The organism is Vibrio fluvialis, assembly GCF_900460245.1.
GTDB lineage: Bacteria > Pseudomonadota > Gammaproteobacteria > Enterobacterales > Vibrionaceae > Vibrio > Vibrio fluvialis.
The window spans coordinates 170,867-184,325 of sequence record NZ_UHIP01000001.1; the positions used below are offsets into that span (position 1 = coordinate 170,867).

14 protein-coding genes are annotated in these 13,459 nt (G+C 52.5%); 8 read left to right on the forward strand and 6 right to left on the reverse strand.

Annotated features, from left to right (window positions below; all coding sequences use genetic code 11):
* The first annotated feature begins 29 nt into the window (after positions 1 to 29).
* Positions 30 to 824: a DUF1338 domain-containing protein gene (locus DYA43_RS00775; protein ID WP_020329460.1), complete on the forward strand. Its 795-nt coding sequence runs from the start codon at positions 30 to 32 to the stop codon at positions 822 to 824.
* A gap of 119 nt (positions 825 to 943) precedes the next feature.
* On the opposite strand, the gene crp is transcribed toward DYA43_RS00775, so the two are convergent.
* The 6 genes from crp to DYA43_RS00805 form a co-directional block, all read right to left on the reverse strand.
* Complete coding sequence (gene crp, locus DYA43_RS00780) at positions 944 to 1,576, reverse strand: cAMP-activated global transcriptional regulator CRP (protein WP_004728582.1); 633 nt, start codon at positions 1,574 to 1,576, stop codon at positions 944 to 946.
* Between the two features lie 241 nt (positions 1,577 to 1,817).
* Complete coding sequence (locus DYA43_RS00785) at positions 1,818 to 2,687, reverse strand: phosphoribulokinase (protein ID WP_004728583.1); 870 nt, start codon at positions 2,685 to 2,687, stop codon at positions 1,818 to 1,820.
* A gap of 94 nt (positions 2,688 to 2,781) precedes the next feature.
* The gene (locus DYA43_RS00790; RefSeq protein ID WP_061057161.1) at positions 2,782 to 2,991 is read right to left on the reverse strand and encodes a YheU family protein; all 210 of its coding nucleotides are present in this window, start codon (positions 2,989 to 2,991) and stop codon (positions 2,782 to 2,784) included.
* 91 nt (positions 2,992 to 3,082) lie between these two features.
* Positions 3,083 to 4,060 carry a hydrolase gene (locus tag DYA43_RS00795; protein WP_020329462.1) on the reverse strand — a complete coding sequence of 326 codons (978 nt, stop codon included), beginning with the start codon at positions 4,058 to 4,060 and terminating at the stop codon, positions 3,083 to 3,085.
* Positions 4,061 to 4,172: 112 nt separating this feature from the next.
* Positions 4,173 to 4,646 (reverse strand): TIGR02444 family protein, encoded by a 474-nt coding sequence (locus DYA43_RS00800; protein WP_020329463.1) that lies wholly within the window; start codon positions 4,644 to 4,646, stop codon positions 4,173 to 4,175.
* Complete coding sequence (locus DYA43_RS00805) at positions 4,643 to 6,565, reverse strand: ABC transporter ATP-binding protein (RefSeq protein WP_020329464.1); 1,923 nt, start codon at positions 6,563 to 6,565, stop codon at positions 4,643 to 4,645. Before DYA43_RS00805 ends, DYA43_RS00800 begins: the two co-directional genes overlap by 4 nt.
* Positions 6,566 to 6,701: 136 nt before the next feature.
* Here DYA43_RS00805 and kefG point away from each other — a divergent pair, with 136 nt between their 5' ends.
* The 7 genes from kefG to motX all read left to right on the forward strand — a co-directional run bounded on the left by kefG (position 6,702) and on the right by motX (position 13,439).
* A complete protein-coding gene (kefG, locus tag DYA43_RS00810; protein ID WP_061057162.1) occupies positions 6,702 to 7,271 on the forward strand; it encodes a glutathione-regulated potassium-efflux system ancillary protein KefG in 570 nt (189 codons plus the stop codon).
* A gap of 1 nt (position 7,272) precedes the next feature.
* Entirely contained in the window at positions 7,273 to 9,075 is a 1,803-nt protein-coding gene (gene kefB / locus DYA43_RS00815; protein ID WP_020429265.1) for a glutathione-regulated potassium-efflux system protein KefB, read from the forward strand.
* Positions 9,076 to 9,088: 13 nt separating this feature from the next.
* Entirely contained in the window at positions 9,089 to 9,304 is a 216-nt protein-coding gene (locus DYA43_RS00820) for a YheV family putative zinc ribbon protein (protein ID WP_047458615.1), read from the forward strand.
* A gap of 164 nt (positions 9,305 to 9,468) precedes the next feature.
* A complete protein-coding gene (gene slyD, locus DYA43_RS00825; RefSeq protein ID WP_020329468.1) occupies positions 9,469 to 10,038 on the forward strand; it encodes a peptidylprolyl isomerase in 570 nt (189 codons plus the stop codon).
* Between the two features lie 154 nt (positions 10,039 to 10,192).
* Positions 10,193 to 11,134: an isoaspartyl peptidase/L-asparaginase family protein gene (locus tag DYA43_RS00830; protein WP_020329469.1), complete on the forward strand. Its 942-nt coding sequence runs from the start codon at positions 10,193 to 10,195 to the stop codon at positions 11,132 to 11,134.
* Positions 11,135 to 11,261: 127 nt separating this feature from the next.
* Complete coding sequence (locus DYA43_RS00835; protein WP_020329470.1) at positions 11,262 to 12,578, forward strand: adenylosuccinate synthase; 1,317 nt, start codon at positions 11,262 to 11,264, stop codon at positions 12,576 to 12,578.
* 225 nt (positions 12,579 to 12,803) lie between these two features.
* Positions 12,804 to 13,439, forward strand: a complete 636-nt coding sequence (motX, locus tag DYA43_RS00840; RefSeq protein ID WP_024373776.1) for a flagellar protein MotX — start codon at positions 12,804 to 12,806, stop codon at positions 13,437 to 13,439.
* The last annotated feature ends 20 nt before the right edge of the window (positions 13,440 to 13,459 follow it).

Genomic DNA, 13,459 nt, shown 5'->3' on the forward strand with positions numbered 1-13,459 from the left:
TTGCAGAGCAGCGCAGACAAGGAGGCGTTATGACGCCAGCAGTTCTCTTTGAATCCCTATGGAATGACTATATTCGACGTCTTTGCCCGTCGGCCGACAAAGTACACCAGTTGCTTCAGGAAGACGAAGCGCTGATCAACGATCACATCGCCCTGCGTACGTTTAACGTGGCACCGCTGGGGATTGATACGTTGGCGAAACCGTTTCTGGCGCTGGGCTACAAGCCGTGCGGTGATTACGTGTTTGAAAGCAAAAAACTGGTAGCGAAACATTTCGAGCATCCGGATCCGCTGCAACCCAAAGTGTTCATCAGTGAATTGAAAGTGGAAGAGTGTTCACCAGAGCTACAAGCGATTGTTGCTAAGCTGGTGGCGCAAGTTGATGCCACGAAGCTGGAAGGCGATGCTTTCCTCTACGGTGGCCGTCTGTGGGATCTGAGCTATGCCGATTATCTGCAACTGGCGAAAGAGAGCGAATACGCCTCTTGGCTGGCAGCACACGGTTATGGTGCCAACCATTTTACGGTGAGCGTTAACCAGCTGAATGCGTTGGATGAAGTGAAACAGGTGAACGATCATCTGCGCAGCGCAGGCTTTACCATCAACGAATCTGGTGGCGAAGTGAAGGGCTCACCAGAGGTGCTGCTGGAGCAGTCATCAACGATGGCAGACAAAGTGCCGGTGACCTTCATTGAAGGCACAGAAATCATTCCGGGCGGCTTTTATGAGTTTGCCAAGCGCTACCCAATGGGCAACGGTGAACTTTACACAGGCTTTGTGGCCGCTTCTGCAGACAAGATTTTCGAAAGTACCGACAGCAAGTAATTTCGCGAGTGGCTTTGGGTTGTCTGTAGTCCAGTGGCGGACAACCTTCCTCTCTCCTGGCCACAAGCAAATAAAAAAGCCACCGCAAGGTGGCTTTTCCTATTCTGTCTCGGTGACGATTAACGAGTACCGTATACCACGATAGTCTTACCGTGTGCAGAAATCAGGTTCTGCTCTTCCAGCATCTTCAGGATGCGGCCAACGGTTTCACGAGAACAGCCAACGATTTGACCGATTTCCTGACGAGTGATCTTGATTTGCATACCGTCTGGGTGGGTCATGGCGTCTGGTTGTTTCGCCAGGTTCAGTAGGGTCTGCGCGATGCGACCAGTTACGTCTAGGAACGCCAGGTCACCCACTTTTTGGCTAGTCACTTGCAGACGGCGAGCCATCTGGCCAGACAGGCGCATTAGGATGTCCGGGTTAACCTGAATCAGCTGACGGAATTTCTTGAATGAAATTTCCGCGACTTCACAAGGAGATTTTGCACGAACCCAGGCAGTACGCTCCTGACCTTCTTCAAACAAGCCAAGCTCACCGATGAAGTCACCTTGGTTCAGGTAAGACAGAATCATCTCCTTACCTTCTTCATCTTTGATCAGTACCGCAACAGAACCTTTAACGATGTAGTACAAAGTCTCTGCTTTTTCGCCCGCGTGAATTAGCGTGCTTTTTGAAGGGTACTTATGAATGTGACAATGTGAAAGAAACCACTCTAGTGTCGGGTCGGTTTGAGGTTTACCTAGAACCATAATATCTCACTTCCTCTGCAGGGTACGCTTGCTGCTATCCATATTTTAGCGAAGCCTTATTTGGATTCACTAGAATAAGAGGACTTTCTTATTGCTGCAAGTTATCTTGTGTTTCGGTATGGAATAGTATCCTTTTTCCAAAACGATTTCTTGATTTTAATCGTGTAGGACAGGGGATAATCTACGCAAAACTGTGCACATGATCACGGTATGAAAAGTAATCGACACAGTAGGGCGTTGACTAGCCAATTTTCCCTGATTCTATCAATTGTTGCAGGAGCGGCCTGACGATCAGCTCCATCGCAAATCCCATTTTCCCGCCCGGCACCACGATGGTGTTGTGACGCGACATGAACGAACCATCAATCATCGCCAGCAGGTAAGGGTAGTCGACGTTTTTAATCCCACGCAGGCGAATGACGACAAAACTTTCATCCAGACTGGGGATGCCTTTCGCGTTGAGCGGGTTGGAGGTATCGACGGTCGGCACACGCTGAAAGTTAATGTGGGTGCGCGAGAACTGCGGCGTAATGTAGTTGAGGTAATCGTCCATCGAACGCACGATGGAGTCCATCACCGCTTCCCGGGAATGGCCGCGATCGCGCGTGTCACGTACGTATTTTTGAATCCATTCCAAGTTCACAATCGGCACCATGCCAATCAGAAAATCGACGTGCTGCGCGACGTTCACTTCGCCATCCACCACGCCGCCGTGCAGTCCTTCGTAGAACAGTACATCGGAGTTTTCCGGCAGTTGTTGCCATGGGGTAAAGGTGCCCGGCATCTGATTGTAGGGCACGGCTTCGTCAAACGAGTGCAGATAGCGTCTGACCTGGCCGGTGCCGGATTTCCCAAACTGGCGGAAAAAGTCTTCCAGTGCGGTAAAGTCGTTGGCTTGCGGACCAAAATAGCTGATGTGGCGGCCTTGCTCGCGCGCCTTGCGAATCTCGACGTCCATTTCCGGACGGGTAAAGCGGTGGAAGCTGTCGCCTTCCACCCAAGCGGGCTTGATGTCCATCATATTGAACATCTTACGGAACGCTTCTGAGGTCGTGGTTGTGCCGGCGCCCGACGAACCGGTGACGGCAATAATTGGGTGTTTCGCTGACATGACAAACCTTGTCTCTGAGTCCTTAAAACGGGGCTGTATCAGTACAGCCCAAGCCGAATCACTATAGCACGTAAAACTTTGCTGTTGTCACCCGTTAACGATGATTGACTTTTATATCAACGGTTTCATGCAATTCTGAATAGACGATCACGGCTTCTCCGGATTGCAACAGAGCCTTAACCTGATCGACTTTATCTTGCAGAGAAATCTCGACTTCACCGTAATCGGTGCCTTCGCGCAGCACGAATTCACGAATCAGATTGTCGAGCGTATCGGGCGCAATTTGCTGCCACGGAACGATCATAAATACCTCTTGCTTTTATGTTCGTGGTTGAATGCTGCCAAGTATAACGCCTCAGCGGTCCAGCGTCAGGTCGCAGCAACTTGGCAACGCACTAAGTTTTATCGCGCAGACTGGCGTAGTAAGCCGGCAGGGATTGTTCGAGCCAGAATTGCGGCTTAAGCAGCGACCCGCTGAGAAAGCCGACATGGCCGCCCTGATCAAACAGACGGTAATCGATGTTTTCCGGCAGGACAAATTTCGGGATCACCGCATCGGTCATGAACGGGTCGTCTTTGGCATGGATGATTTGCGTGGGCACGCGAATGTCTTTCAGCTTGTTGATCCCCGAGCAGCGCTGGTAGTAATCCTGCGCGTCCTTGAAACCGTGCAGCGGCGCGGTGATTAGGTCATCAAACTCTTGCAAACGGGTCACGCGTTTGATGCTGTGATAGGACAAGCCCAGTTCGCCCTTGAGCAGGTGATGCTTTTGCAGCGCATTGTGTTTGAGCGACGACAACAGGTAAGTGCGGTAGAGCTTGGAAAAGCCGCGTTCGATGCGCTCGGAACAGGCAGCGAGATCGAGCGGCGCCGAGACCACGGTCGCTGCGCTGACGATTGGATCGGCATTGAACTCGGCCAGATAGTTGACCAGCATATTGCCGCCGAGCGAAATGCCGACCGCAATCATGGTCTGCTCAGGAAATTGTTCGCGCAGGGTTTCCAGCACAAAGCGCGCATCCTGCACTTCTCCGGAGTGGTAAGCACGAGCCAGATGATTCGGTTTGCCGCTGCAGCCGCGAAAATGCATCATCACGGACAGCCAGCCGTCGCGGGCAAACGCGTGCATCAGGCCATTAGCATAAGGGCTGTAGAAGCAGCCTTCTAAACCGTGAAACAGCACAAACAGCGGTTTGTTTTGCGCGTTAGCGTGGTGTGGGTCTTCGCTCCAAGCGAGATCGAGAAAGTCGCCGTCCGGAGTGTCCAGCGTCTGCCACACCGGTTCAAACAGTGCTTTCTTTCGAATAAAACGCGGAAACAGCGTTTGCAGATGCGGGTTTTTCAGGCCGGTTGCGGCAACAAACTGGGTCATAATTCAAACCAATACAAAGTGATTTAATGAGTATATACCCAAGTTACCCCAGATTGGCGTATTCGGCGAGTCGTGGTGGTTTTTTATGAAGCGCTGCCCAAAACAGGCGGGATCAGAAGGATGGTGGTACTGGCTTCATAAACACGGTGCCCAGATGCTCTGCGCCGAGTTGGCGGCAGTAACGCAGTGTCAGGGCTTCACCGTGGCTGTTTTCCAGCGTCAGCCGATTGATGCAGTCGACCAAATCCGATTGCTGCTGTTTTTCGAGTTGCAGTTCAAATTGCAGCGCTTCTCGGTAGAGCGTATCCGGCAGATGCGCTTTCATCTTGCGGCGCATGTCGCGATAGCTGTGGATCAGTGTTTCGGAGCGGCTGAGACAGTCAACCACCTGTTGCCAGTCGTGTTCCTGCGGCGTCACCTGCTGCTCGTCGAGGTACTTGAGCAGCAGCAGCAGATTGACGTTGCCGTTGAAGTTGTTCTGCAGGCTTAAGCACGCCTCTTTCACCTCGCGCACGCTGTAATACTGCAAACTGAATTGCCATAATCTTTCCAGCGTTAGAGGGATTCTGACGTGCTCTTGGCTCATTGACTGTTGAACTCCTGTTCCATCTCTTCCAAGACTTCCTGCTCTGCCATCCAGTCCATTTCGATTTCTTCGAGTTCGGACTTGGCACTGGCCTGAGTAGCGAGTACTTGAGTAAGTTTAGCTTTATTTTCCGCATCATACAGTGAGGAATCGGACAATTGTTCCTCAGCCTCGGCGACGATGGCATTCAACTTATCCATTTTCGTTTCCAGCTGTGTCAGCTTTTTGCGAATTGGTGCGGTTTGTTTGCGAAAATCGGCTTCACGGCGTTTCTGCTCTTTCTTCGCCGCGGCGCTGTTGGTGTTGTCTTTCGCCGGAGCTTGCGCCTGTGTCTCTTTACGTTCGGCTTTTTGTTGATCGGTCAGCCACTTGTAGTAGTCCGTCAAGTCACCATCAAACGGCGCAACCTGGTGGTCATGCACTAAGTACAGATCATCGGTCGTGGCGCGCAGCAGGTAGCGGTCGTGGCTGACGATCACCATTGCGCCTTCAAAGCTTTGCAGTGCAAACGTCAGCGCCTGTCGCATGTCGAGATCCAGGTGGTTGGTCGGTTCGTCGAGCAATAGCAGGTTGGGTTTTTGCCACACGATCAGCGCTAATACTAAACGCGCTTTTTCACCGCCGGAAAACGGGCCAACTTTATCCAGTGCTTTGTCGCCGTGGAAACCGAAGCTGCCTAGATAATTACGCAGTTCCAGCTCGTTCTTGTCGGGGGCAATCTGCATCATGTGTTGTAGCGGCGTTTCTTCCGGATGCAGTGTTTCCAGTTGATGCTGGGCAAAGTAACCGATCTTCACGCCCTGCGAATAGGTCAGGTCACCGCCTTGCTGTTTCAGTTCACCCGACAGCAGTTTGATCAGCGTGGATTTACCGGCGCCGTTGCGGCCCAGCAGACCGATGCGGCTGCCCGGTACCAGATTGAGGCGAATTTTTTCCAGAATCAGATGATCGCCGTAGCCTGCGCTGACTTCATCCATCATCAGAATGGGGTTTGGCAGCGCCGATGGCTCGCGAAACTCAAAGCTGAACGGGTTATCAAATTGCGCCGGCAGCACTTTCTCCATCCGCTCCAGAGCCTTAATACGGCTCTGCGCCTGGCGGGCTTTGGATGCTTTGTAACGGAAGCGGTCGATGTAACTTTGCATGTGAGCCATCTGCTTTTGTTGCTTCTGGAACATGGCTTGTTGTTGCAGCATCTTCTGCGCGCGCTGAGTTTCAAACGATGAGTAGTTACCGGTGTACTCGTTGAGCTTTTCGTTTTCGATATGAATGATGCGGCCGACGATCGGATCAAGAAAATCGCGGTCGTGAGAGATCAGGATCAGCGTGCCCGGATAGCTTTGTAACCAGCGTTCCAACCACATGACGGCATCCAAATCCAAGTGGTTGGTCGGTTCGTCGAGCAGAAGCAGGTCTGAGCGGCAAATCAGCGCCTGAGCCAGGTTGAGGCGCATACGCCAACCACCGGAGAACTGAGTCAGACTCCAGCTCATCTGTTCCTGAGAAAAGCCCAGACCATCAAGCAGCTCGGAAGCGCGGGCGCGAATGCTGTAACCACCGATGGTTTCAATGTGGCCGTGCAGTTCGGCCACTTTGTTGCCGTTATCCGCCAGCTCGGCTTGGGCCAACTGGCGTTCTAAATCACGGTATTCACGATCGCCGTCAATGACGTATTCCAATGCGCTGCGATCCAGTGCCGGAGTTTCCTGCGCCACCCAGGCCAGTTCCCATTGCGCCGGTTTACTGAACGAACCGGCATCAATGCTCAGTTCATCTTTCAGCAGTGCGAACAGCGTGGATTTACCGCAGCCGTTCTTCCCGACCAGGCCGACTTTGTCGCCGGGCTGAATGGTGGCCGAAGCCTGATCGAGCAGTGGTTTTCCACCGCGCAGTAACTGAATGTCAGAGAAGGTAATCATAAAAATATCGTCTGTCTTGGCCTTAAACTTTTTCGCCCGGAATAGTAGGGGGAATAAGGATAAATGTCGATCATTATGCAAATTGGGTTATGATGCTAAGTCACTTATTGTTAACAAAACGGAGTGTGGTCAAGGAATGACAAACGCTGAAACGTTCACAGCCAATAAGCCCAGAGTTCTGGTGGTGTACGCACACCCTGAGCCGGATCATTCGGTTGCCAATCAGGTGATGATCAAAAAGATCGCCACACTGGAACACGTCACTATCCTCGATCTTTATGCCACTTATCCTGACTTCTTCATTGATGTGAATACCGAGCACCAGCGTGTGCTGCAGTATGACGTCATTGTGTTCCAGCATCCGCTGTACATGTATTCCTGCCCGGCACTGTTGAAAGAATGGATTGACCGCGTGCTCGGCAAAGGCTTTGCGTTCGGCAATGAAAGCGCGATGAAAGACAAAGTGTGGCGCAGCGTGGTGACCACCGGTGGTCATCGGGATGCATTCACCAAAGACGGCTACAACCGCTATACCATCGGCGAAATTCTCCAGCCGTTTGAACTGACCGCAGCATTGTGCTGCATGCAGTGGGTGGAGCCGCTGGTGCTGTACTGGGCGCGCAACGTCAGCGAAGTAGAACGTTATCAGCACGCGGAAGAATATTATCAGTGGCTGCAAGACCCATTCAACGGAGGAGGACAGTAACATGGCCTCGTTAACCGGAGATTTCCTGCAGAGCGGTGTGGTGTTCCTGACGGCTGCTGTGGTGGCAGTGCCGCTGGCGCAGCGCGCGGGCTTGGGGTCGGTACTCGGCTATTTGCTGGCTGGGGTCGCGATTGGTCCGTGGGGGCTGGGACTCATCAGCGATGTGAACGCGATTCTGCATTTCGCCGAATTTGGCGTGGTGCTGCTGCTGTTTCTGATTGGTCTTGAGTTGAACCCGAAAAAACTGTGGCAGATGCGCGGTCCGATTCTGGGCCTGGGCGGCGCGCAGGTGTTGGTCACGGGGGCAGTGCTGGCCAGTGTTGCTCATTTATTGGGGCTTGCCTGGCAGAGCAGCCTGGTGGTCGGAATGGGGCTGGCGCTTTCTTCGACCGCGATTGCGCTGCGTGTGATTGAAGAGCAGGGGCTGTCGCGCAGTGAAACCGGGCAGTCGGGATTTGCGGTGCTCTTGTTTCAGGATATCGCGGTGATCCCGATGCTGGCATTGATGCCAGTGTTGGCGGGGAATACTGCGGGAAACTGGCTGGATGGCGTGTGGATGCTGTGTGGCATAGTTGGGCTGCTGGTTGGCGGTCATTATCTGCTCAGTCCGCTGTTTCGTTATATTGTGCTGAGTGGCGTGCGTGAGTTGTTCACCGTCGCTGCGCTGTTGCTGGTGATCGGCATTGCGCTGCTGATGCAAAATCTCGGTTTATCGATGGCACTGGGTACCTTCCTTGCGGGTGTACTGCTGGCGGAGAGTGAATTTCGCCATGAACTGGAAATTGCGATTGAGCCGTTTAAAGGTCTGTTGCTCGGTCTGTTTTTCATCGCGGTCGGTATGGCGGTTGACCTCGGCCTGCTGGCTTTACTGCCCGTGCAGGTGCTGCTGGCGGTCGTTGGCTTGGTGGTGGTCAAAGGGCTGATTTTGTATCTGCTGGCCCGTTTGTCCGGCACGCGGGCAAAAGCGCGCAGTAACATGGCGGCGATTCTCAGTCAGGGCGGTGAATTTGCGTTTGTGATCTTCACTGCGGCCAGGGGTGAAGGTTTACTGCACAGTGAGCAGGTGTCATTCCTGCTGGTGGTCGTGAGCTTGTCGATGGTGACGACACCGCTGATCCTCGCTGCGCAACGCAAATGGTTTGCGCGCAACCTCAATGTATCGGCAGATGAAGCACTCGACAGTGATATCGTCAACAAAGAACCCCGTGTGATCATTGCCGGATTTGGCCGCTTTGGCCAAATTGTTGGTCGTCTGATGTACGCGAATAAGATTAAAATCACCGTGCTGGAGAGTGACCCGAGTCAGATTAAACTGCTGCGCAAATATGGTTACAAGGTGTTTTACGGCGATGCCACGCATCTCGAACTGCTGCGCGCGGCGGGAGCGGAAGAGGCGGAAGCCATCGTGATTTGTACCGACGCACCGGATGAAGTGATGAAAATTGTCGAGCTGTGTCAGCATCACTTCCCGCGCATGAAGATCCTCGCCCGTGCCCGCAGCCGGGTGGAAGCGTATCAACTGCTCAACCACGGCGTGGAGCGTTATTCGCGAGAAATGTTCCTCGGCGCGCTGGATCTCGGCCGACAGGCTCTGGTTACGCTGGGCATGCATCCGTATGAGGCGAAGCGGGCCGAAGCGCATTTCCGCAGGCTCGACAGTGCAATGCTTAAAGAGCTGCTGCCGCAACACAGTGAAGATAAAAAACTGACATTACGCGCCAAAGAAGCACGTAAAGAACTGGAAGAAATTTTTGGCCGTGAGATGGACAACGATCGTCAATCGCGCGGCTATTGGGAAAAGTAACAGGACCAAGAACGTGAACACCAATAACGTAAAATCAAAGAAACGCTTTATCGCCGGTGCGAGTTGCCCGAGCTGCAAGGCGCAGGATACGCTGCGCTGGTGGATAGAAAACAACATTGAGCTGGTCGAGTGTGTCGAGTGTGACTATCACGAGCAGCGCAAACCGAAATCGGTGGAAAGCAGTGAGCATGGCAGCGATCAGATGATCGGTATTTTTAAACCGGAATAAATTGCCGCAGGCGCCGCCAACATGGAGATTCAGCCTGTCTTCAACGGAGCGGCGATCACAGATGGCTTGAGGTGACTGGGGGATTACTCCATAATATCGGCCATCTCAGTCGTCAGCATGCTGGCGCGAATTGAGTATTGAATACACAACTCCTTGGAGCCGTTATGAAAATTGAAAAGAACGTGGTTGTAAGCCTTGCCTACCAAGTCAAACTGGAAGATGGCATCGTGGTTGACCAATCAACAGTGGAAGCACCACTGGATTACCTGCATGGTCACAACAACCTGATCATTGGTCTTGAGCGTGAACTGGAAGGCAAAGTTGCTGGTGACAAATTCACTGCGACTATCGCACCTGAAGACGCATACGGCGAGCACAGCGATGCGCTGGTTCAGCGCGTACCAGCTGACGTTTTCCAAGGCGTAGATCAAATCGAAGTGGGCATGCGTTTCCTGGCAGACACTGACCAAGGTCCAATCCCAGTTGAAATCACAGAAGTCGACGGCGACGAAGTGGTGGTTGATGGTAACCACATGCTGGCTGGCCACACTCTGACATTCGAATGCGAAGTGGTGGCACTGCGCGAAGCGACTGAAGATGAGATCGCACACGGTCACATCCACCAGGCACACGATCACGACCACGAAGGCGGTTGTTGCGGTGGCCATGATCACGACCACGATCACGGTCATGATCACGAAGGCGGCTGCTGTGGCGGCGGTCACTGCCACTAAGTCTCAGTGACAAGCGACTTCGGCCGGGGTAAACGCCTTGGCCGGAGCAAGACACAGAAAGCGCGAATCGAGTGATCGGTTGGCGCTTTTTTATGCGCTGTAATCCAGCGCGCTCTGCGGCAGGATTTGCCGTTTGACGGTTAAGGAATCGAACATGTCTCAACCTTTTGCTATCGCTATTCACGGTGGTGCCGGCACCATTTTACGCTCACAGATGAGCGAGGAGCTGAAAAACGACATCCTGATGGTACTGGAACAGTCAGTGCGCGCCGGACATCAATTGCTGAGCGAGGGCGGTGATGCGCTGGATGCCGTGGTCGCGGCGGTCAAAGTGTTGGAAGACTCACCGCTGTTCAATGCAGGCAAAGGCTCAGTGCTGACCAACAAAGAAATGGTCGAAATGGATGCCTCGGTGATGCACGGTCGCCACATGGATGCGGGTGCAGTCGCGGGGGTGCGTCATATTCGTAATCCGATTGAGCTGGCGCGTGATGTGATGCGCCACAGCGACCATGTTCTGCTGATGGGCGAAGGGGCGGAAGAGTTTGCGTTTGGGCTAGGCTACGACTATACCGAACAAGATTACTTTTTCACTGAACGTCGCTATGAACAGCTGCAATCGATGAAATCAAAAGGGCTGTTTGCACTTTCAGAGTCCAAATATCCGGATGACAAGAAGTTTGGCACCGTTGGTGCGGTGGCGCTCGACCAGCTGGGTAATTTGGCGGCCGCGACCAGTACAGGCGGTATCACCAACAAGAAGTTTGGCCGGGTTGGCGATTCACCGCTAATTGGTGCCGGCACCGTGGCAGAAAACGGTAATGTGGCGGTATCGACGACGGGCATGGGTGAGTTCTTTATTCGCAAAATGGTGGCGGGCGATGTGGCGGCGCGTATGCGTTATCTGGGTGAAGATGTGCATACCGCGTGTGAGCAGGTGATTCAGGGCGAACTGAAAACGATGGGTGGCGAGGGCGGCTTGATCGCGATTGACGCATCGGGTGAGATTCACTTCGCCATGAACAGCAGTGGCATGTACCGCGCAGGCATCGATCGCCAAGGGGATTTACTCGTCAAAATTTATGCAGATGAGTGAATATTTTTGTCATAACTGAATGGATTTTATCCGTCATTTTTTAAGACATTTTCATGCTTAAAAAATGACTGCATCGAATCAGATTCGGTGCTAGAATCCATTTTTAACTAGCAACAGACTTGGAAAGATGGGAAATAACGTAGTCGTTCTTGGCACCCAATGGGGTGACGAAGGTAAAGGTAAAATCGTAGACCTTTTAACTGAAGATGCAAAATACGTGGTTCGCTACCAAGGCGGTCACAACGCAGGTCACACTCTAGTAATCGACGGTGAGAAAACCGTTCTTCACTTGATTCCATCAGGTATCCTTCGCAACAACGTGAAATGCATTATCGGTAACGGTGTTGTACTTTCACCAGATGCACTAATCAAAGAAATGACTGGTCTAGAAGACCGCGGTGTTCCTGTTAAAGAGCGTCTTTTCATTTCTGAAGCTTGTCCTCTGATTCTTCCTTACCACATTGCTCTGGACCAAGCGCGTGAAGCTGCTCGTGGTAATAAAGCAATTGGTACGACTGGTCGTGGTATCGGTCCAGCTTACGAAGACAAAGTAGCACGTCGTGGTCTGCGCGTTGGCGACCTGTTTGACCGTGCCGCATTCGCTGAGAAACTAAAAGAAGTTATGACTTTCCATAACTTCCAACTAGAACACTTCTACAAAGTTGAACCTGTCAGCTACGAAGACGTGCTTGAACAAGCCATGGGTTACGCCGATCTGCTGACTTCCATGGTGATTGACGTGACTGACGAGCTGGATGCAGCACGTAAGCGCGGCGACAAGATCATGTTCGAAGGTGCACAAGGCACACTGCTGGACATCGACCACGGTACTTACCCATACGTAACTTCTTCTAACACCACGGCAGGTGGCGTTGCGGCAGGTTCTGGTTTTGGCCCTCGTCACTTGGGTTACATTCTGGGTATTGCGAAAGCGTACTGTACTCGTGTGGGTGCAGGTCCGTTCCCGACAGAACTGTACGATGGTAAAGAGAAGCAAGATCCAGTTGGTAAGCATTTGGGTACTGTTGGCGCTGAATTTGGTGCAACAACGGGTCGTCTGCGTCGTACTGGTTGGTTCGATGCGGTTGCCATGCGTCGTGCTATTCAAATCAACTCAATTACAGGTTTCTGTATGACCAAACTGGACGTCTTAGACGGTCTAGAAGAAATCAAGATCTGTACTGGTTACCAAATGGCTGACGGTTCTGTGCTTGAAGTCTCGCCAATGGCTGCAGATGCGTACGAAAACGTAACGCCTATCTACGAAACCATGCCTGGTTGGTCTGAAAAAACGTTCGGTGCTAAATCTATCGATGCGCTGCCTCAAACTGCGCTTGATTACATCAAACGTATCGAAGAGCTGACTGGTGTTCCGGTTGACATCATCTCTACGGGTCCAGACCGTAACGAAACCATCATCAAAGTACACCCATTCAACGTGTAATTTGAACTGTTGATATTGAAAAGCCGGCCAAACAGGTCGGCTTTTTTATACCTGTTGCTTTCTCTGAGGTGATGCTATTTTGTGCGCTGGTGGCAAAAAATTGCCGCCGATTGGTAAGTTTTCACTAAAGCGTGCCGCCAAATGGCCGATACAGGAATCAGACCGAGCCAGCGCCGACGACGCGCTATACTGTTATGGCTATCGGAGTGAACGAAGAGTGCAGGTATGAAGCTACGAACGGTAGCCGCTTCTCTAGTGTTAGCATTTTATTCGACTTTCAGTCACGCCAGTGTGGCGGAAGTCGGAGAACCCGTGCCGATCTATTCAGAAGCAGAGCTGATCAAATTAATCTCAGAAAATAAGCACCTTGAGCGTGTGAAGGCTGATAACTGTCAGTTGGTGGAAGACATCGTTGCCCGTGCAACCCGCATCAATCTACCGTCGTACGAGTTTTTGTATGGCGACATGTTGGCGTGGGGCGTGTGTGTGAACCAGGATGTGGAGCTGGGGCTTTACTACATGGAAAACGCTGCGCATCAGGGCCTGCCGGAAGCACTGGAGCAGTTAGGGCGTTACTATTCGCGTGGCACACTGGTGCAGCAGGACAAAGAGCGCGCGATCCCATACCTGCGTGAAGCGGCGGCTATGGGTAACCTGAATGCACGTATTCAGCTGGCGGAACTGTTGCTGCGTGATTATGGCAGTCCGCTCGACTACGAAGATGCATACCGCTGGCTGTACAACTCAGTCACGGCGGACAAACGTACCCATAACCGCATTGCGATTCTGCGCCAAGGGCTGGAACAACGCATGCCGGAAAACATCATCGCTCGCGCCAAACGCCGCGGAACCTTTTGGTAACGGGAACTCATACCTGCCCG